Genomic DNA, 20,772 nt, shown 5'->3' on the forward strand with positions numbered 1-20,772 from the left:
TGGGGCGTAGCACGGGAGGAGAGAAGAACATGGCGACCATGGTCGACTACCTTGCATGGAGGGGGGACCTCGACTTTGCCGAGCGACCCTTCAACGACGTCGACGCGCTCGTCCTGGGCACGCTCTCCTACGTCGACTTCTCGGGCGTCGTTCCCGGCGCGGGGGAGGGCGGGATCCGGCTCGCCGACGCGGCCGAGGCGCTCCTGAGGAGGGCCGACGGCAACCTGGCGCCCTACGTGCGCTCGATGGCGTCGATCAAGGAGTCCTTTCTGGAGGGGCTCGCGCGCTCGCGGCGCTTCGGGGACCTGTGGCTCACCACGTACGCCGACGAGGTGGACGACTCGATCTCGCTCCAGTTCGCCGCGCTGACCGTCGACCTCACGGGCCGCGGAGTCGCCGTGGGCGGCAGGTCCGTGGACGCCTACGTCTCGTTTCGCGGCACGGACCTATCTCTTGCCGGCTGGCAGGAGGACTTCATGCTGGGCTTCACCATCACCCGAGCCCAGACCCTTGCCCGCGCCTACCTGAGGGACGCCCTCCAGACCTACGGAGGCGTCCTTGTCGGCGGCCACTCGAAGGGCGGAAACCTTGTCTCGTACGCCACGGCTACGGTGGGGCCCAAGCTCGCGGAGGGCATCGTGCGCGCCTGGAGCCTCGACGGCCCCGGCATGGACGAGTCTCTTATGGCCAAGGGACCGCACGACGCCCTGGGCCCGCGCTTCGTGCGCCTGCAGCCCGCCTACAGCGTGGTAGGCCAGCTGTTCGACCGCCCGGAGACCCCGCGCACCTACGTTCGGAGCGACGCAAGCGGTCTTGCGCAGCACGACCCCATGACCTGGCAGGTGAGCCGTGACTCTCTGGCGGAGGCCGAGGGGCTCGAGCCTGCCGCCAAGGTCGTAAACGAGAGCCTCGCCAGCTGGCTCGCCGGCATGGGCATGGCCGAGCGCGAGGCCCTCACCACCGAGCTCTTCGAGGTGCTCGAGGCCGGCGGCGCCACCGACCTGAACGAGCTCGTGAGGCCCGAGAGCCTCCAGAAGGTGCTGGCGGCCGCCGGCTCGGTCTCTCCGCGCACGAAGGACCTGATGGGACGGCTCGTCGAGGCGAACGTGAACGGCGCGAGGGCCGCGGTGGGCAAAGCCGTGCTCGAGGCCCGCGATGCCGCGGGGCAGGCAGCCGCCGACTTCGCTCAGGGCGCCGTGGGCCGCGTGGGGGCCGAGGCCCGCGAGATCACCGGGGCGCTCTCCGACTTCGTGGCGACGCTGCCGGTCATCGGGCATGCCAACCCCGAGCCCGAAGGCGCCGCGGACGACCTTCCGGCGCCGGACTACATCAGCATCCCGCAGACCCTCTCGAGCGGGGGCGATGCGTTTCTTTCCAAGGGGGAGGACGACGCGGCAGGTCGCTCCTAGCGCCCGTGGCCCGCGCGCGGCATGCCGTTATGCTTTAATACGGTAAAGCGAAACCAAGGAGAGGCAGGGCCGCGAGGCGGCGGGGCGGTTTGCAAGGAGCACCTATGACTAGCGAGAAGAACATTACGCAGGACCAGCTTGACCGCCTGTTCGAGTCGATGTGCGCGCTCGAGTCCCCCCAGGAGGCCCGCGCGTTTCTGGCCGACATACTCTCCGCCCGCGAGCTGGATGACCTCGCGCAGCGCCTCCAGGTGGCCGGCCTGCTCGCCCGCGGCCAGTCCTACGTGAGCGTCAGCGCCCAGACGGGGGCCTCGTCCACCACGGTCAGCCGCGTCTCGAAGTGCCTCAACGGCGCCGCCGGCGGCTACCGGCTGGTCCTGGATCGCATCGGCCTCCCCAAGGAGTAGCGCCCGCCAGCGAGAAGGGCGCGCACTTCTCCCCGTGGCGTTCCTCCGCTCTGCGGATTTAATGTCCGCTCGCGGCGTTAGGATAAGGTTGTCAAACGCTCGGCCCCGCCCATCGCGTCGGTCGAGGCCAACAATGCCAACCAACAAGGACGCCTATGTCTCTCTCCGTTATCCACACGTCTGACGACCGCCTGGCCAGCGCTCCCGTTCGCGAGGCGCTCTCTGCTGCCGTCGCGGCCCATGGCCGCGCCACGCTGCTCGTGCCCGACTTCCAGGCGCAGCTTGAGGCATCGCGTCAGTTGGCGGGCGTCGAGGGCCTGTCGATGGGCGTGACGGTGACCACGCCCGAGGCCTGGGTGAAGGAGCGCTGGGAGGTCTGGGGCGACGGCACCCACGTGGTCGAGCCCATGGTGCGGACCATGGCGCTGCAGACGGTCGTGTCCCAGGCGGCGTCTGCCGAGGGCTGCCCCCTGGGCGACAACCTGGGCACGGTCAACACGCTCGCCCGCCTGGCCGAGCGGGCCCTGCCCTGGCTTCCCATCGACCCGCAGGGCCAGGTCAATGTCGTCTTCGCACAGGAGTGCGGCCTGACTCGGGCGGAGTGCGTGGCGCTCGGGCTGCTGGGCACCTACTCCAGCCTGATCGAGTCGATGGGCTACGTCGAGGGCTGCGTCGCTTCCGTGCGCCTGGTCGGCGCCATGACGGCTGCCGACGCCGCGAAGTCCGTCTGGCCCACGGTCGCCGCCGGCTTCGACAGCCTCTCGCGCGCAAGGCGTGACCTGCTTTCCGACCTTGCGGCCGTGACTGACGTGAGCGTCGTCGCGACCCGTTCCAACGCCGCGGCGACCGCGCTGCTTGACGCGGACCTTGCCCTGCTGTTGGATTCCGCCCGCACGGCAGGCGTGTCGGTGGAGGAGGGCAATGCCGCCGGGGGGTGCGAGCCCGACCCGAGGGGCGTACGTGCCCAGGAGCTTCGCGCGCTGATCAAAAACATCTTCGGCGCGGAGCGCGTCGAACCTGCTGGGGCCGTTTCCGTCGTCACCCCTGCGGGGCCCGTCGCCGAGTCCGAGGCGATCTGCCGCGAGGCGCGCCGCCTTGCGGACGCCGGCTGCGCAGACGTTGTCGTGAGCGTTCCGGACGCCGCCGTCGCCTGGCGCAACCTTGCTCCCAAGCTCGCATGTCGCGGCGTTTCCGTCCAGGCGACCATGGCGGCGCGCGTCGACCGGCTTGAGGCGGGCCGTGCGTTCTTCCAGTTCGCCGGCGTCGTCGCGCGACTGGCTAAGCTGAGGGACGAGTGGCCTCAGAGCGAGAAGGTGCAGGAGGGAACCCTCGTGCACCTGGGCGACATGTCGTGGTGGCCGCCGCGAGACCTCACCGACTTCCTCCTCTCGTCCATATCCGATGTTCCCACGGGACGTGCCATGGCCCTCGACGCGCGCTGGCGTGCCGACCGCCTGCTCACGCCCGCTGACGTGCTTGACCTCCTGCAGAACAGGGGTCGCACCTCGGATTCCGTGGCCGCTGCCACGCGTGAGCTCCTCAAGGGGAGGCTCGGCTCCGCCGCCTCGAAGCTGCTTGCGCCGTTCGTCTCGGGCGGGTTCGGCCCGCTCGACGAGGTCGTTTCTGCCGACGGGGCGGAGGTCCTCCTGAGCGTCGAACGGCCGCAGGACTCCCTTGCGGACCAGCAGGCCATGGGCGCCTTGGGGGCCGTGCTCGACATCGCCGGCGTTCTCAAGGAGCTGGGCGTCACGGCAGACCCCAAGGCCGAGCGTCGCGTCGCCCTGACCGAGCTCGTCGCCCTTGCGACGCGCGCGGCGAGCCACGTCAAGGTTGCCACGCGCGTGCGCTGCGAGCCGGAGGGTGCCGGGCCCGGCACGCCCGTCGTGCGCCTGGTCGATCACTCCCGTGCGGCTACGCTGCCCGCGCGCAGCGCGGACGCCGTCATCGTCTGCGGGCAGACCTCGGTCGAGGAGCCGTTGCCCACGGGCGACGACGTCGCGACCGCTCTTCTGGTCCAGCTGGGCGTCGAGGTCGCTCCCGACGCCGTGGGGCAGGCCCGCTCATCCTTCGTGCGCCGGCTCTCGGTGGCACGCCGTGCCGTCTCGCTCGAGCGAACGCTCTTCGACGCCGACTCGAAGGAGCGCTATCCCTCCGTCATGCTCTCGGAGCTGCTGGCGGCCTATGGTCAGCGTGGCGGCGAGCTCTGCGTGGCGGAGTCCCTCTCTGAGTGCGAGGCCGCCGCGATGGTCTCGCCCTGCGGCCGCGCGCCCGAGGTGGTCGCGACGGACGCGCCTGCGGCCGCCGGCGTCGTCAGCGGCCCCGCCCGCGCGCTGGTCAACGTGCCGCGCGAAGGGAGGCCCGACCTGCTGGACGGCAGGCCCGTGCTCTCGGCCTCGCAGATCGAGTCCTACCTCGAGTGTCCCTACAAGTGGTTCAGCCTGCGCCGGCTGCGCCTGCAGAACGCCGACGCCGGCTTCGGTCCCATGGAGATGGGAACCTTCGTTCACCGCGTGCTCGAGGTGACGCACTCCACGCTGCTGTCCGAGGCACTCGGGGCGATGGAGCCCTCGCCCGACGTCGCGGCTGACCCGCGCGTCCGCGTTCCCGGCTCGGGGCTCTACGGCGCCAGCCCTGAGCTCCTGCGGCACGCCAAGGACCTCATGCTCCAGGAGCTTGCTGACCACCTGCGCCACCAGTTCATCCGCGAGGGCAAGTCCAGTCGCTACCAGGCCCTCGTCCCGCACGACGTCGCCGACCGCGGCACGCTCGAGTCCATGCGCGATGACGTCCTGAGCGTTCTGGACTACCAGAGGGGAATCCTCGAGGGCTTCGAGCCGCGCATGTTCGAGTGGAACTTCGGCCACGGCGCCGACCGCGTGGGCTATGCCGGCGCCTGGCTCAACGGAACGATCGACCGCGTGGACGTTGACGCTCACGGCAGCGCAATCGTGATTGACTACAAGAACAAGAAGTCCTCGGGCTTCGCCAAGGAGTACGGCGCCCTGCTCGCGTCGAAGGACAGTGCGGGCTTCGTCCTGCCTAGGCGCGTGCAGTCGCTCGTCTACGGACAGGTCATCCGCCGGCGCTTTGAGGGCTTGCTTTCGGTCAAGGGCGCCATGTACCTCTCCACCAAGGGGCGTGACCACGCGCTCTCCGGCGCTGTCGACGCCGACCAGATGGAGCGCGTCTACGGCGACCGCCTGCCGTCAAAGGACGCACGGGCGGCCGTTGGCGTCGAGCGCGGCGCGGACTTCGGCATCGAGGGCGAGACCGGCATGGACGCCCTGCTCGATGCGACCGAGGCCGCCATCGCCGAAGAGGTGGCACGCATGATGGACGGCTGCATCGAGGCGAGGCCACGCGACGCCAAGGCGTGCGACTACTGCCCGGTCAGCAACTGCGAGAAGAGGATGAACTAGTGAGCGGCATCGACCTTTCGACCCTGAACGACGAGCAGAAGAAGATCGTCACCACGCTCGACGAGCCCCTCTTCGTCGAGGCAGGCGCCGGCTCGGGCAAGACCTTCACGCTCACGCGCCGCATCGCCTGGGCGCTCTCGCCCGGCTCTGGCGAGGGGGGCAGGCCCTACATCGACAGCCTCTCGCAGGCGCTCGTCATCACCTTCACCAATGCCGCCGCGCAGGAGATCAAGGAGCGCGTCCGCTCCACCCTTCGCGACGCTGGCATGGCGGAGCACGCCCTCGAGGTCGACTCCGCCTGGATCAGCACCATCCACGGCATGTGCGGGCGCATCCTCAAGCGCCACGCGCTCGACCTTGGACTCGACCCGGAGTTCTCCATGGCCTCCGGAAACGTGGAGGACCAGATTCGTGCCCAGGCCCTGAACGAGGTGCTGAGCGAGGCGTCCCGCCGCCGCAAGGACGACCCCGCCATGGCGGCGCTCTTTGCGGAGTACGGCATCGGCGCCCCCGACGGGGGACACGGCGCAACGGGTCTCTACGGTGCGCTCGAGTCGGTGATCGAGGTCGCCTCGAAGGCTCCGCGGGGGCTTGAGGGCCTGACGTTTGCACAGGCAGATGACGTCGATTCGGTCGTGAGGGACTTCAGTCGCTCCTACGGCAGCCTGCTTGCGCTGAAGTTGGACGACGAGAAGACCCAGCAGATCGCCTCTCAGCTCGAGGCCATGGACGACTTCCTGACGCTGCCGCCGTCGGAGCGCACGGCCGAGCGTGCGGCCGCGCTGCTCGCCAAGCCGTACGTGCCCAGATCGAGCAAGACGATCAAGGAGGCTGTGGACGAGGCCAAGGGCGAGCTCGCCTTTGCGCAGGTGGCCCTCGCCCTCGCGCGCGTGCGCCCCTTGGTGCCGGCTTTGATGTCGCTCGCGCACAAGGTCCAGGAGCGCGTGGCGCAGCTCGAGCGTGCCAAGTCCGTCCTTTCTGCTGACGACCTCATTTCGCTCGCGCTCGAGGCCGTGCGCGACAACCCCGCCGTTGCGCGGGACTACGCCGGCCGCTTCAGGCTGGTCATGGTCGACGAGTTCCAGGACACCGACGAGCGCCAGCTCGAGCTCATCGAGATTCTCTCGGGCGCGGGTGCCCGGCACCTGGCCACGGTCGGCGACGCGCAGCAGTCCATCTACCGCTTCCGCGGCGCCGACGTCTCCGTCTTCAGGGGCAGGGGAGAAGCGCTTCCCGAATCTGAGCACGTGCGCCTGAGCGTCAACTACCGCAGCCATGCGGACGTGCTCTCGCTGGTCGACCGCGTCTGCGGCGGCAAGCACGGCGTGCTGGACGGCTTCATGCACCTCGACCCCAACCCCAAGCGCACGGACGGCTACGCCGCCCGCGACATCCCGCGCATCGACATCGAGCTCACCAGGGGCGCCTCCGCCTCCGGCAACGTTGGCAAGCCCCAGAGCGCGATCGGTGCGGCCATGGTTGCGGACCGCCTGGCCCGCCTGCGCGATGCCGGCCAGAAGCCGGGTGACATGGCGCTTCTCCTCGGCGCGTTCACGAACGCCTCTTTCTACCTGGACGCCATGCGCGCCCGCGGACTCGAGTGCGTCGTTTCGGGTGGCTCCAACTTCACCAATGCGCCCGAGGTCGCCGTGATGGCGCACCTCCTGCATGCGCTCGCCAACCCCAAGGACACCCAGGCGGGCCTGTTCCCCCTGCTTACGAGCGAGGTGTTCGCGCTCGATGCCAACGACCTGGTCCAGCTGGGAACCCGTGCGCAGCTGAGGCTCGACGCGCCCACCAACCGCTCGGTCGACCGCGGCCTCGAGACCATGGAGTTCTTCCACGACGCCGAGCCCAGCCTGCGTCTTCGGCGCGCGCGCGAGGTCATGATGCGCGCCCGCACCGCACTGCGGACCAAGCCCGTCGCCGACGTCTGCCTTCAGGTGGTCCGCGAGTCCGGCTGGCTCTCGCGCCTGGAGCGCGGCGACGCCGCCGAGCGCGCCCGCGAGGCCAACGTGCTGGGCGCAATCCGCTACATCCGCGACCTCACGACCGACCTCGCCATCGGTCCCGCCCGCGCGGCCGACGAGTTCGACCGCTGGCTCGCCATCTCGAACGTCGCACCCTCGTCCTTGGCTGGCGGTCGGAATGACGCAGTGCGCGTCATGACCGTCCACTCGTCCAAGGGCCTGGAGTTTCCCGTGGTCGCGGTGGCCGACTGCTGGTCGGTCAAGGCCGACGGCGGCGCGCTGCTCGCGGGCAAGGCTGACGACGGCTCCTACGGCTGCGTGCTCGTGCCCGGCTCGGGGACGGACCTCCGAGGTCTCGACAAGAAGCCCAAGGGCATGAGCAAGACGCTCGGGGGCTACGAGCTCGTGGGCGAGCCGCAAGGCGCCTTCGAGTGGGCCGCGGCCCTGAGGCAGAGGTCCGACGAGGAAGCGGCTGCCGAGAAGACCCGCCTGCTCTACGTCGCGCTCACCCGTGCGCGTGAGGCCCTCGTGGTCGCCTGCCCCATCATCAGCACGAGCAAGGGAAGCTCCGACGGGCTCGCGACCGACTTCGCTCAGAGTCTCTACGCGGGCGGCATTCCCGATCCCGGTGAGCACCGGCTCGACTTTGGGGGAGAGGAGCCCGCCGTCGTGCGCGTGGCCTCCGTCGCGGTCGACAAGGCCACGAAGCTCGCGACGGTCGACGCCCATGGCGCCCTGCCCGCGCTCGAGGGAGGCCCTCTTGGCCCCGACGTCTCGAGGATCGCACTCGTCGGCACTCCGGTGGAGGGGCTCGAGCGCGAGGATGCGGGCTTCGACCTCTTCCAGGTAGAGCCGGACGATGTCGCCGAGCGCGCCGTCCCCGTGCCCTCGCGCGAGGGCGTCTACAGCTACTCCAGCGCGCATGCCCTCATGCAGCAGAGCTTCGTCCCCGCAGGGGGAGGCGTGGCCCCGGATGACGACGACATCGCCTGGAGGCCCGCCGGCGCCGCCGTTCCCACGCGTGCCGAACGCGACGCCTGGCAGGAGGGCGCGCCCGTGGTCGATGACGGCGACAAGGCGACCAGCTTCGGCTCGGCCTTCCACCTGCTCGCACAGGGCATGGTCGAGAGCGGCCGCAACCCCTCGGCCGAGCGCGTGGCGCGCATGGCGGACTACTGGCGCCTCTCCCGCAACCAGCGCACGCGCCTTGACGCGGCCCTCGGGCTCTGGCAGGCCTCCGCTATCCGCCATGAGGCGCTTGCGCACGGGGTCGTGCGCGCCGAGGTTCCGTTCTTCTGCCACGCGGCCTCCCGCTACGGCGACTACGTCGAGGGCGCCATAGACCTTCTGGCCTATGACCGCGCTGACGACGAGGCCTTCCTGGTCGACTACAAGACGGGTGACCGCGGGCTCGACGCGCGCCAGATCTGGGCGCGCCACGAGATGCAGGCCAACTTCTACGCGTCGGTGCTGATGGCACAGGGCTTCTCGCGCGTGCGCTGCAGCTTCGTCTGCGTCGAGGTCCCGGCCGAGAGCGTCGCGGGTGCCGAGCCCGCGCCGGGCGAGCCCTTCGTCGCGCGCTACGAGTTCGACGCCGCACGCCCCCCGCGCATCTAGCGGGGGATCGGCGCCATGGCGGCACTGCGGGACGGACCGCCGGGCGAGTTGTGGACTTTTGCCGCTCGGGGCAGCCCAGGTCGGTTGCCCCCTCACCTGCGAAAACCCTACCGCCCACGCGTCATCCCAGCTCAGAAGCCCGAACACGTGTTTGGTCACAGGTTCGCGGCGACGGCGTTTCCGCTATCATCGTTGGGGAACAACTCGGCGCGCCACGCCCTTCTCGCCCGCAATGCGACGGGAGGCTGCGGTGCGCATGCCCGGCTTAGGCCAGAAGGGGAGCCACATGGCGTTCGTCCATCTTCACAACCACTCGTGCTTTTCCATCCTTGACGCGGCGACCCGCATCCCCGACATGGTCAAGCGCGCCGTCGACCTCCAGATGCCGGCCGTCGCCCTTACGGACCACGGCTACATGTTCGGCATCCCCGAGCTCGACCTGGAGTGCCGCAAGTACAACGACGGCCAGAAGAACATGAAGCAGTGGCGCCACGACGTCGAGTGCTTCCAGAAGGGCTGGGAGCTCGACGAGCCCGAGGCCGACGCGGACGACGCCGACTACTTCGACCGCGTCCACGACCAGTGGGCCTCCGACGTCAAGGTGTGGGAGGACAGCGGCCACGACCTTGACGCCGTCAAGGCCAACCGGCCCAAGCTCAAGGTCAAGCCGCTCTTCGGCTGCGAGGCCTACTTCATCAAGGACGACTGCATCGAGCGCGGCACCAAGCAGCGCCGCTTCCACCTGATCCTCATCGCCAAGAACGAGACCGGCTACGTCAACCTGATCAAGTGCATGTCCATGGCCGCTGGCCACGAGATGATGTACTACAAGCCGCGCACCACCTTCGCGATGCTCGAGAAGTACCACGAGGGGATCATCTGCCAGAGCGCCTGCGTCCAGGGGGTCATCCAGCAGTGCGTGCTCGACGGCCAGTTCGACGAGGCGCGCGAGTGGGCCCAGAAGTTCAAGGGCCTCTTCGGCGACGACTTCTACATGGAGATCCAGGACCACGGCCTCAACTTCCGCAACGGCTGGGACGACCGCAAGCTCGACGAGTACCTGGTCAAGCTCGCCCACGAGCTCGACATCAAGGTCATCGCAACCAACGACTTCCACTACCTCTCGCGCGAGGACGCGCCCACGCAGGACATCCTCTCGTGCATCGGCAAGGCCACCACGCTCGACGACCCCAGTCGCATGCGCATGGAGGGGACCGAGTTCTACATGAAGACCGAGGACGAGATGCGCGAGCTCTTCTCGTGGTGTCCCGAGGCCTGCGACAACACCCTCGAGGTGGCCGAGAAGTGCAGCTACGAGCTCGACTGGGACTCCATGTTCCTGCCCGAGTACCCTGGCCTGCGCGAGGGCGAGACCGCAAACGAGCGCTTCCGCGAGGAGTGCGAGAAGGGCCTCGCCAAGCGCTACGGCGAGAACTGGCGCGACATCACCATCGGCGACTGGAACGTCAAGGACCGCTTCGAGCACGAGTACAAGATCATCACCGAGAAGGGCTTCGCAAACTACTTCCTGATCGTCCAGGACTACGTCGAGTGGGCCAAGAACAACGGCATCGGCGTCGGCCCGGGCCGTGGCTCGGCCGCAGGCGCAATCGTTGCCTACGCCATGAACATCACCAACTTCGACCCGCTGGACAACGGCCTGATGTTCGAGCGATTCCTCTCGCCCGAGCGTACCGAGATGCCCGATATCGATATGGACTTCGACGACGAGCACCTCCAGGATGTCCTCCAGCACGTGCGCGACGTCTACGGAGAGGACCGCGTCTGCAAGGTCATCACCTACTCGACCATCAAGGCCAAACAGGCCATCAACGACGCCAACCGCGTCCTGGGCTTCCCGGTCTACAAGGGCCAGCAGCTCTCGAAGATGCTGTCCAACGACCCCAAGCTCTCGCTGCCCAACGCCCTGCACAAGAACGAGAAGAAGCCCGACCAGTACTCCCCGGACTTCGAGAAGGCCTACAACGAGGACGCCGACGCCCACCGCATCATCGACTCGGCCCTGGCCATCGAGGGCCTCACCCGCGGCGAGGGCGTCCACGCCTGTGCGACGTTGATCGCGCCCACACCGGTCACCGACCACGTTCCCACCAAGCTCGACACCAAGGGCAACGTCACCATCACCCAGTACGAGGGCCACTCGGTCGCCGACATGGGCCTGCTCAAGATGGACTTCCTTGGCCTGCGCACCCTGACGGTCATCAACAAGGCCATTGCCAACATCAGGCATTCGTACCCCAACGCGTCGGACATCGACAAGATGCCCGACGCGGTCAAGGCGACGCTCAAGGACGGCGCCACCTGCGTCGACATCGACCCGGACAAGATCGACTTCTCGGACCCCAAGATCTACGAGCTCCTCGGCTCCGGCCAGACCGCGGGCGTCTTCCAGGTCGAGTCGGGCGGCATGACCCAGACCATCAAGAACATGCAGCCCAACCAGTACAAGCAGATCGTCGCTCTCATCGCGCTCTACCGACCCGGCCCTCTGGGTGCCGGCATGGTCGACAGCTACATCAACCGTATGCACGGCAAGGAGAAGATCTCCTACTACGACGACCGCCTCAAGCCGATCCTGGAAGAGACCTACGGCACCATGGTCTACCAGGAGCAGGTCATGCAGATCTCCATGAAGATGTCCGGCTTCACGCCCGGCGAGTCCGACTCGCGCATGCGCAAGCCCGTGGCAAAGAAGAAGATCAAGATGCTGACCGACCAGATCTTCCACTGGGAGGGCGACGGCGCCGACGAGACCATCTACGACCACTGGATGAACGGCGCGGAGCACAACGGCTACAAGCGAGAGATCGCGCAGGAGATCTGGGAGAACGTCCTCGAGTTCGCGTCCTACGCATTCAACAAGTCCCACTCGGCCGGCTACGCCATCCTGGTTATGCAGACCGCCTGGCTCAAGGCGTACTTCCCGAACGAGTTCATGGCCTCGGTCCTCACCTCCTACATGGGCAAGACCGACAAGATCGTCCACTACGTCACGGCCTGCAACCACGACGGCACCACGGTCCTGCCCCCCGACATCAACGAGTCCGGCCGCGACTTCACCGCAACCCCGGATGGCATCCGATTCGGCTTCGCCGGCATCCGTGGCGTGGGCGCCGCGGTGGGCGAGGCCATCATGGCCGAGCGCGACGCCAACGGACCCTTCAAGAACCTGCACGACTTCTGCGAGCGCGTCGACGGCAGCCAGGCCAACCGCCGCGTCGTCGAGGCGCTTATCAAGGCGGGTGCCTTCGACGCCATGGGCTACCCGCGCAAGCAGCTGATGGGGTTCGTCGACAAGAACAATCCCGCCAACATCATCGATGCGGCGGCCAAGCGCCAGAAGGACAAGGCCAACGGCCAGGTCTCGATGTTCGACATGTTCGCGGCCGTCGAGGGTGCGGGCTTCCAGGACGAGATTCCCGAGCCTGACGGCGACGAGTGGGACCGCCACACCAAGCTCCAGGCCGAGCACGACGTCCTGGGTCTCTACGTCTCGGATCACCCGCTGCGCCCGTTCGAGTACGCGCTCTCCAAGGCACGCGATTGCACGGTCAGCGAGGCCATGGCCTCCGAGGAGTACGTCGACCCCGCGACCGGCACGGCCGGCACGCGCTACAAGGTCGAGGACGGCAAGACCATCCGTCTCGCAGGCATGGTTCCCGCCGGAGGCGTCGCCAAGAAGGTCACCAAGAAGGGCGACCAGATGGCCATCGTCACCCTCGAGGACATGGAGGGCGAGATCCCCCTGGTCGTCTTCCCAAAGACCTATGCGGAGTGCGCCACGATCCTGCAGGGCGACGTCGACCCGGTCACCGGCGAGCGCGTCGGCGACGTCTTCATCCAGGCCACGGGCAAGATCGAGCACGGTGACAGGGGAGACCAGCTGATTTGCCAGAAGATCGTTGCCATGGAGCTCAACGAGAAGACCAACCGCCCCAAGGTCATCGAGATCTACATTCCGTCCAAGATGCTCTCCATGGACAGGATGGAGCGCCTCCAGTCCATCTTCGACCGCTACGACGGGCTCGACCGCGTCGAGCTGATGGTCGAGAGCGCCTCTGGCGACATGATGCGCATGGAGCTCCCCACCAAGGTCGATGCCAAGAACATGGTGCTCCTGGCCGAGGTCGACGACTTCGTCGGCAGGGAGGGCCACGTCCAGGTGGCATAGCATCGTCGTCCCAATCGAATCGATTCCGCCCGCACCGCCGCGTAAACATAACGTGGCCCGTGAGGGCTTCCTGTCCCGCTCAGGTAAGGGTTTCTGTGCTACGCGGCAGCCGAGGGTGCCAGCGCGGTGAGCATGGGTCCGTTTGGGGGCGTTTGCGATGCCATCGCGATGTTCTGCGCAAGCGAAGGCCCCTTCGTCCTTTCTGTGACTCTGTCGGTATCTTTTTTTGCTGGACGGGCACACTATACTCAGTCGGCTCGCCCCAGGGCGCCCGGCCGCGGCGCGTCGCCCGACCGCCGCAAGGAGGGGTGGCAAAAGGAGGAAGGTCTATGGCTGAGGTCACGTTCTACCGTTGTGCGAAGTGTGGAAACCTGGTCATGCTGGTCAACGATGGTGGCGGCACGCTTAGCTGCTGCGGCGAACCCATGAAGAAGCTCGTCGCCGGCTCCGTCGATGCCGCCGTCGAGAAGCACGTGCCTGCCATCGAGCCCGAAGGCGAGCGCATCAGCATCAAGGTCGGCGAGGTCGAGCACCCCATGCTCGAGGAGCACTACATCGAGTGGATCGCGCTCGCCAACGACGGAAGGGCTATCATCAAGTATCTCAAGCCGGGCGAAGAGCCCACCGCGCGCTTCCGCGTCGCGGCCGGGTCGCACGGCACGGTCTATGCCTACTGCAACCTGCATGGGCTCTGGAAGGCCGAGTTCTAGCACTAACCAAGGCATCGCCCCGCGCGGGCGGCCGAGTCCCTCCAAGGGTGTTCCCCAAGGGTGGGGCGCCCTTGGAGGGATTTTCATATGAGGATTGGCGTCGGCCAGATCAACACGAAGCCCGGTGACCTTGCGGCCACCATCGACCGCATGGTCGCCTACTCGGAGCGCGCGATGGGGCATGGGGTCGACCTCCTGGTCTTTCCCATGGCGGCCCTTACGGGGCCATTTCCCCTTGCCGAGGGGCAAAGGGACGACTTCCTCCTGGACACCTTCGACGCGCTCGCCGATGCCGCGACGCGCCTCGCGTGTCCCGCGATCGTCCCCATCGTGAGCGACATCGAGGGTGACACCCTGCCCGAGGCCATGCTCCTCAAGGATGGCGCCATCGCCCCGCTCAAGCTCACCGCCTACGCGGCGAACGTTGGAGACGCCGACTCCGTGCCCTCTCCCGGCGACCCCTCGCCGGACCTGCCGGAGTTCGACGTCTGCGGCCTTCGCTTCGGCCTGGCCTTCACCTACGACGACCTCGACGACTACGCCTCGTTCGACTTCGGCCTCGACGTGCTCCTGTTCGTCTCGGGCTACGGCTACGCCGCGGACGACTCCTCGTCGGCGCTCGGCGGCGCGCTGACCGACAACCGCTTTGTCGGAGACGCCCGCACCACCGGCGCGTGGCTCATCGGCGCTGGCTCCCTGGGCGGCTACGGCACGCAGGTCTACACTGGCTCGAGCTTCGCGCTTTCTCCCGAGGGCGCCCTCGTCGCGAGCGCCCCGGCCTTCGAGGAGGACCTCATGGTCGTCGACGTCACGCCTTGCGCTCGCGCCACGGAGGGCGACGCTCACACAGCCGAGAATGACGCGCCATCCCTCGCTGACGTCTCTGCCCTCGAACAGTCCAAGCTCACCCCCGAGGTCTACAACCGTCCGCTCTACCTCTGGCAGGCGCTTGTCCTCGGCCTGCGCGACTTCGTGAACAAGCAGGGTGGCCGTCAGGTCTCCCTCGTGATCGACGGAACGCTCTCGTCCATGGTCACGGCGGCGCTCGCGACAGACGCATTCGGCCCGTCCAACGTTCATGCCATCGTCGACTGCCCCGGTGACCTCGAGCGCGAGGCCGCCTGCCAGCGTCTCGCCATCAACCTGAGGCTGGACGCGCGCAGCGCATCGGACATCCCGCGCCTGCCCCGCGCCGACACGCCGGCGGACGAGCTGCTGCGCCGCGGCATCGTCGAGGCGTATCTTGCGGCCACGTCCCAAAACCTCGGCGCGACGCCGCTCTCCACGCTCGACAAGACCGAGCTTGCCATCGGAAGATCGCATCTGGCGCCCATGGCCGCGCAGTTCATGCCCCTCGGCGACGTCTACCGCTCCGCCGTCGTCGACCTCGCGCGCATGCGCAACGCCATGAGTCCCGTATTCCCCACGGTGTCGCTGTCGTCTCGGGAGGTTCCGACCATCGGCAGGCTCCTGCGTGACGGTTACTCGGACGAGAGTTGGGTTCGCGCAATCGATGCCGTTCTCCAGGACCACGTCGAGTGGTCGCACTCGCTCACCGACATCGTGCACGAGGACGTCCACGAGCGCTCGCTGGTCGAGGGCGTGATTGCGGCGTACGAGAGGGGGGAGGCACGTCGTCTCGGCAGGGGCCTCTGCCTCATGGTCAGCACCACCACGCTCTACGACGCCCGGCGTCCGCTCACGCTCGCCTGGCACGACCACGTTCGCCAGGGCAGCGACCCCCAGGCCGACTCCATCGAGTCCGTGCTCGAGCGTCTCACTGAGTCCATCGGGGCGCGGGGGGACGGGTGGCAAGGTCAAGAAGAGGCCGAACAGTCCGGGCTCGAGATGCGCCGTACGCTCTCGTTCCTCAGGGACTTTGCGGTCGGGGGCGCCTTCGGCCCGCGCCATCCCGAGCCAGACTCCTTCGCTGGGCGCGCCATGGGCCCCGACGCGGCCTCGGGCGACGACTCCGGAGTCGCGCGCTTCCGCGACTCCGCAGGAAACGAGTGGCCCACCCCGTTCTCCGAGAACTAGTGCCGCAGCCTGGCCCCCGACTTCCGGTCATCCCGAGCGTGGCGTTGGCCTGCCACAAGCCCAGCGCGTCTCTGTGATACTATAGAACGAACGTTCGATAGCATCTAAACCAACGGAAGGCTAACGCCGCCCGCAGCGCTCGCAAGGGAGGGACGCGTGATCATCCTGGGTATCGATCCCGGCCTCGCCAACACCGGCTGGGGCGTGGTGGAGACGCGCGGCAACGTGTGCCGTGCACGCGCCTACGGATGCGTGTCCAGTAAGGCGTCCGAGCCGCTCGACCAGCGTCTGGGTCGCATCTTCGACGAGATCTCCGAGGTCATCGAGCGCTACCACCCCTCGCAGCTCGCGATCGAGAAGATCTTCTTCGGCGAGAACACTCGCTCCGCCATCGCGACGGCCCATGCCCGCGGCGCGGCCATCGTGGCCTGCTCCATGGCGGGCCTGCAGATGGGCGAGTACACGCCCATGCAGATCAAGCAGGCCGTCGTGGGCACGGGCTCCGCCGACAAGCGCCAGGTCATCTACATGGTCCAGAACATCCTCGCGCTCGATCACGAGCCGCGCCCGGATCACGCGGCCGACGCGCTCGCCGCGGCCGTGTGCCACGCAAACCTGGCGCGCACCAACGCCATCGCGCACCGCGTCGCGGCCGACCAGATGGCCGCCCAGGAGCGCGCGCAGCGCATTGCCGACGCCGATGAGGCCCGCCAGGTCACGGCGGCGGCCACGGCGGCAAACGTCGCCCGTGCTCGTGGCGCGCGCCAGAGCCTTCCCGCAACCCGCACCAGCAGAAGGAGCTCCAAGTGATAGTCCAGCTCACAGGAACCCTGCTCGAGGTCCTGCCCTTGCATGTCGTGCTCGACGTCCAGGGCGTGGGCTACGAGCTCGGCGTCTCCGCCACGACGGCCGCATCGCTCCCGCCCGTGGGGCAGTCCGGCGTAACCATCCTCACACGTCTCATCGTGCGCGAGGACGCCATGGACCTCTATGGCTTCTCCAGCCGAGAAGAGCGCGCCCTCTTCGACCGCCTGGTCGCCATTTCCGGCGTGGGTCCCAAGCTCGCGCTGGCGGTACTCTCCACCTTCAGTCCCGCCGGGCTCGCTACCGTCGTGGCGACGCAAGACGTATCGCGCATGTCTCAGGTGAGCGGCGTAGGCAAGAAGAAGGCCCAACGCCTGCTCGTCGAGCTCGAGGGCGTCTTCCAGAAGGATGCGGAGCTGCGCGGCCTGGTCGGCCTGCAGCAGCCCGCGCTCGACTCCGCGCCTGCCGCCCCCTCTGCTTCTTCGGTCGGGGCCGAGGCCACCGAGGCGCTCCTCTCCATGGGCTTCACGCAGCAGGAGGCGGAGCTTGCGCTCGAGGGATATGATGACGCCGGCACCGGCACCGTCGAGGCGGCGCTCGGCTACGCGCTCAAGCACCTGGGAGGTGGCGCCTAATGTGGGAGGCACCAGAAGACGACCTCTTTGCCGACGGCAACGCGCCCCAGCGCCCTGTGCGCCGCGAGGCGGGCCCGCGCTCGGTGACCGGCGAGCTCACCGCAGACGACCTCGAGGTCGACCGCACGCTTCGCCCCAAGACACTCGACGACTACTGCGGCCAGGAGCGCGTCCGCGAGAACCTGCGCGTGCTCATCCAGGCCGCCCGCGACCGCAACGAGCCGCTCGACCACGTGATCTTTTCGGGTCCTCCGGGCCTGGGCAAGACCACGCTCGCGGGCGTCGTCGCGAACGAGATGGGCGCCAAGCTGCACACCACCTCCGGGCCTGCCATCGAGCGCACCGGCGACCTCGCGGCCATCCTCACCAACCTGGGCGAGAACGACATCCTCTTCGTGGACGAGATCCATCGTCTCAACCACCAGGTCGAGGAGGTGCTCTACCCGGCGATGGAGGACTTCTTCCTCGACATCGTCATCGGCAAGGGGCCGGCCGCGCGCTCCATCAGGCTCGACATGCCCCACTTCACGCTCATCGGCGCGACCACGCGCACCGGCCTCCTCACGGGGCCCCTGCGCGACCGCTTCGGCATCTCGTATCGTCTGGACTACTACTCCACGCAGGAGCTCTCGCACATCGTCCAGCGCTCCGCCGCCATCTTGGGCGTGCGCATCGACGCACAGGGCGCTGCCGAGATCGCCTCGCGTAGCCGCGGCACGCCGCGTCTTGCCAACCGGCTCCTCAAGCGCGTTCGCGACTACGCTCAGGTCAAGGCCGAGGGAGAGATCACGTGGGAGGTCGCTTCGCAGGCGCTCTCCTTCTTCGAGATCGACCAGATGGGTCTCGACTGGATGGACGTCAAGATCCTCGAGGCCCTCACCAAGACCTTCCGCGGCCGTCCCGTGGGGCTTACCACCATCGCCTCGGCGGTTGGAGAGGACCCCTCTACGCTCGAGGACGTCTACGAGCCCTACCTGCTCCAGATGGGCCTCATCATCCGTACGCCTCAGGGGCGCGTGGCGACCAGCCTGGCCTTCGACCACCTTGGTGTCACCCCGCCCGCCGTCAAGTAAGGTGGCAACCCATGCTCCAACACGACTATCTCCTCGAGATCATCGGCCGCTTCGTCGAGAGCGTCTCCGTCGCCCTCGTGAGCGTCTTTCGCGACAGAGAGTTCGGGCGCGTGGAGGAGGCTGAGTCCGCCGTGGCCGAGCTCCTCGACCTCGACGCCTCGACGGCCATGTCGCTCGCTCCCCAGTCGCTCGTCACGATGATGTCCCTTTCGGGCGTGGGGGAGTCCGTTGCCGGCTATGCCGCCTACGTCCTCCAGAGAGTCTCGCTCGCCTACGAGCTCGAGGGCAAGCCGAATGTTGCCCGCGTTCGCCACGAGCAGGCGCAGGCCATCGCCGATGCCTTCAACGCCGATCTCGAACAAGTTCCTGAAGAGTTCCTTAGCCTTGAGCGTCAGATTATCAACCGGTAATCCGCAAGCGTCAGCTATGTTTCAGGGGGCGTTGGCTTCTCGGTCATTCGCGTTCAATTTTGCCCGTGAACGGATTTTCGTCTATTTTCCCAGCGTCTTGGGGTAATATGTCCCTCGTGGTCAAAACCCACACTTTGTATCGCGCGTACAGCGCACTGTTTTCGCCCCTCGGGGCAAGAAAGAAAGGCACGACATGGCACAGGGTACTGTTAAGTGGTTCAACCCGGACAAGGGCTACGGCTTCATCTCTCGTGAGGACGGCGACGACCTGTTCGTCCACTACTCCGAGATCCAGATGGACGGCTTCAAGACTCTGGACGAGGGCCAGGCTGTCGAGTTTGACATCACCACCGGCCAGAACGGCAAGCTCCAGGCTTCCAACGTCCGCAAGGCCTAAGCAGCCGTAAGCCTCATTCATACTTAAGGCTGATGAGCCCCCGCATCGCGGGGGCTTTTTGTTTGTGCGTTTGCGCAAAATGGTCCCGTTTCGACGAGGCTCATTTACGTTTGAAATGCTTGTGTCAAATACTGTTCCATCTATAGCCGCAACAAACCTGTCTGCCATTCTATCTGCTTGGTTTCTTTACGATAGTGGTAGATTAGTAAAACCTAATAACGGTTCAAGTTCTTTTAAGGCGGCAGCTGGTGGGTTCTTCTTACTTCAGAAAATTATCTCTCTGGCTACTGGACGTCATCTGCGTCGTTCTGAGCTTCTGGCATGCGACGAGCATCAAGGCGCTTGGACCCATCTTGTCTTCCACCGGTAGTGCAACCGGCCTGACCATCATTACTCTAGTCTTCCTCGTCACGTTCTTCAATTTCATCACGCACGTGAACCGTGGTTTCATGAAGCGCAACGCAACACAGGAGTTTGGCCTTGTCTTCCTCTACAACGTCTATCTCGTGCTCGGCGTCGCCCTCGTGATGCTTGCCGTCGAGCCCGACGTCTCGCCCTCGCGTACCGTCGTGATGCTCTTCTTCGGCATCGATGTCGTGGTCATGTGCGCGCTCAGGGCGCTTTCCAAGCTCGCGACGCGTCTCGTGTTTGGTCGTGAGAGCGTCCGCTACCACGTTCTTATGATTGCTGAGCCCACGTGCAGGGAGTTTGTCCAGAAGCGCTTCAAGACTGGGTCAACCTACAACGTCGCAGGATGGCTCGACCTTTCAGGAGACTTCGTCCAGGGCAAGGTGGGGGAGAAGACCATAGCCTGCCGGCTTGAGTCCATTCCCCAGCACCTTGCGGGCAAGCGCATCGACGACGTCTTCGTTGCGGCCCCCAATGCGACTGAGGATCAGGTGGCACGTCTGGTCGACTCTGCGGAGCGCCTTTCGGCCTCTTGCCACGTGCAGGTGGTTCTGCCTGACCCCGATATCCAGGGGGCGCATCTCGACTCTTTTGGCGAGATTCCTACGGTCACCTACTCGAGCACCGGCAGCAAGTTCTACCGCTACGTCGGCAAGCGCCTGTTCGACATCCTCTTCAGCCTTGCGGTCATAGTAGTCGCCTTCATTCCCAGCCTCATCCTGAGTCTCGTTATCTACCTTCAGACCAAGGGCTCTCCCTTCTACACCCAGAGTCGCGTCGGCCTCGACGGCAAGCACTTCGACCTCCTCAAGTTCCGCTCCATGGTCGCTGATGCTAACGACGTCAAGAAGTATTTGAGCGCGGAACAGCTTAGGGAGTGGGAGACGGAGCGCAAGGTCGAAAACGATCCACGCGTCACGAAGGTGGGGCGCATCCTGCGCAAGACGTCGCTGGATGAGTTTCCGCAGTTCATCAACGTATTCAAAGGCGACATGAGTGTTGTTGGCCCGCGTCCCATTGTCGATGAGGAGCTTGTCAACTACGGGGATAGGTTGAGTGAGTTCCTCAGCTGCAAGCCGGGCATCACAGGATGGTGGCAGGTGGTGGCTCGTAACGATGCGACCTATGCCACGGGTAAGCGTCAGGAGCTCGAGCTCTATTACGTGCGTCACCAGTCCGCCCAGATGGATTGGTCAATAATTAAGCGCACGGTTAGCGCTGTGATATATGGCACTGGCAAGTAATCAGTCATCATGACTCGCTTGACTCAGTGCGAATGACCTT

Annotated in this window: 13 protein-coding genes; all 13 read left to right on the forward strand. The window is 66.7% G+C overall.

Going from position 1 to position 20,772, the window contains the following annotated elements; translation table 11 throughout:
• Positions 1-29: 29 nt before the first annotated feature.
• The 13 genes from BMY31_RS01690 to BMY31_RS01750 all read left to right on the forward strand — a co-directional run bounded on the left by BMY31_RS01690 (position 30) and on the right by BMY31_RS01750 (position 20,732).
• Positions 30-1,409: an Mbeg1-like protein gene (locus BMY31_RS01690; protein ID WP_078686561.1), complete on the forward strand. Its 1,380-nt coding sequence runs from the start codon at positions 30-32 to the stop codon at positions 1,407-1,409.
• Positions 1,410-1,513: 104 nt separating this feature from the next.
• A complete protein-coding gene (locus BMY31_RS01695; RefSeq protein ID WP_078686562.1) occupies positions 1,514-1,816 on the forward strand; it encodes a YerC/YecD family TrpR-related protein in 303 nt (100 codons plus the stop codon).
• 155 nt (positions 1,817-1,971) lie between these two features.
• Positions 1,972-5,235, forward strand: a complete 3,264-nt coding sequence (locus BMY31_RS01700) for a PD-(D/E)XK nuclease family protein (protein WP_091007683.1) — start codon at positions 1,972-1,974, stop codon at positions 5,233-5,235.
• A complete protein-coding gene (locus BMY31_RS01705) occupies positions 5,235-8,822 on the forward strand; it encodes a UvrD-helicase domain-containing protein (RefSeq protein WP_143802910.1) in 3,588 nt (1,195 codons plus the stop codon). Before BMY31_RS01700 ends, BMY31_RS01705 begins: the two co-directional genes overlap by 1 nt.
• A 286-nt stretch (positions 8,823-9,108) precedes the next feature.
• Positions 9,109-13,014: a DNA polymerase III subunit alpha gene (gene dnaE / locus BMY31_RS01710; RefSeq protein WP_078686565.1), complete on the forward strand. Its 3,906-nt coding sequence runs from the start codon at positions 9,109-9,111 to the stop codon at positions 13,012-13,014.
• Between the two features lie 329 nt (positions 13,015-13,343).
• Complete coding sequence (locus BMY31_RS01715) at positions 13,344-13,724, forward strand: desulfoferrodoxin (RefSeq protein ID WP_078686566.1); 381 nt, start codon at positions 13,344-13,346, stop codon at positions 13,722-13,724.
• Positions 13,725-13,811: 87 nt separating this feature from the next.
• A complete protein-coding gene (locus tag BMY31_RS01720) occupies positions 13,812-15,761 on the forward strand; it encodes a nitrilase-related carbon-nitrogen hydrolase (protein ID WP_091007688.1) in 1,950 nt (649 codons plus the stop codon).
• A gap of 156 nt (positions 15,762-15,917) precedes the next feature.
• On the forward strand, positions 15,918-16,571 hold the full coding sequence (gene ruvC, locus BMY31_RS01725) for a crossover junction endodeoxyribonuclease RuvC (RefSeq protein WP_078686568.1): 654 nt from the start codon (positions 15,918-15,920) through the stop codon (positions 16,569-16,571).
• Entirely contained in the window at positions 16,568-17,200 is a 633-nt protein-coding gene (gene ruvA / locus BMY31_RS01730; protein WP_078686569.1) for a Holliday junction branch migration protein RuvA, read from the forward strand. Before ruvC ends, ruvA begins: the two co-directional genes overlap by 4 nt.
• Positions 17,200-18,273 carry a Holliday junction branch migration DNA helicase RuvB gene (gene ruvB / locus BMY31_RS01735; protein ID WP_091007692.1) on the forward strand — a complete coding sequence of 358 codons (1,074 nt, stop codon included), beginning with the start codon at positions 17,200-17,202 and terminating at the stop codon, positions 18,271-18,273. Before ruvA ends, ruvB begins: the two co-directional genes overlap by 1 nt.
• Positions 18,274-18,284: 11 nt before the next feature.
• A complete protein-coding gene (locus tag BMY31_RS01740) occupies positions 18,285-18,683 on the forward strand; it encodes a hypothetical protein (RefSeq protein ID WP_091007695.1) in 399 nt (132 codons plus the stop codon).
• A 193-nt stretch (positions 18,684-18,876) separates the two neighbouring features.
• Positions 18,877-19,080, forward strand: a complete 204-nt coding sequence (locus BMY31_RS01745) for a cold-shock protein (protein WP_013251574.1) — start codon at positions 18,877-18,879, stop codon at positions 19,078-19,080.
• Positions 19,081-19,328: 248 nt separating this feature from the next.
• Complete coding sequence (locus tag BMY31_RS01750; protein WP_180371324.1) at positions 19,329-20,732, forward strand: exopolysaccharide biosynthesis polyprenyl glycosylphosphotransferase; 1,404 nt, start codon at positions 19,329-19,331, stop codon at positions 20,730-20,732.
• Positions 20,733-20,772 lie beyond the last annotated feature (40 nt).

Source organism: Parafannyhessea umbonata, from assembly GCF_900111255.1.
Classification (GTDB): domain Bacteria; phylum Actinomycetota; class Coriobacteriia; order Coriobacteriales; family Atopobiaceae; genus Olsenella_J; species Olsenella_J umbonata_A.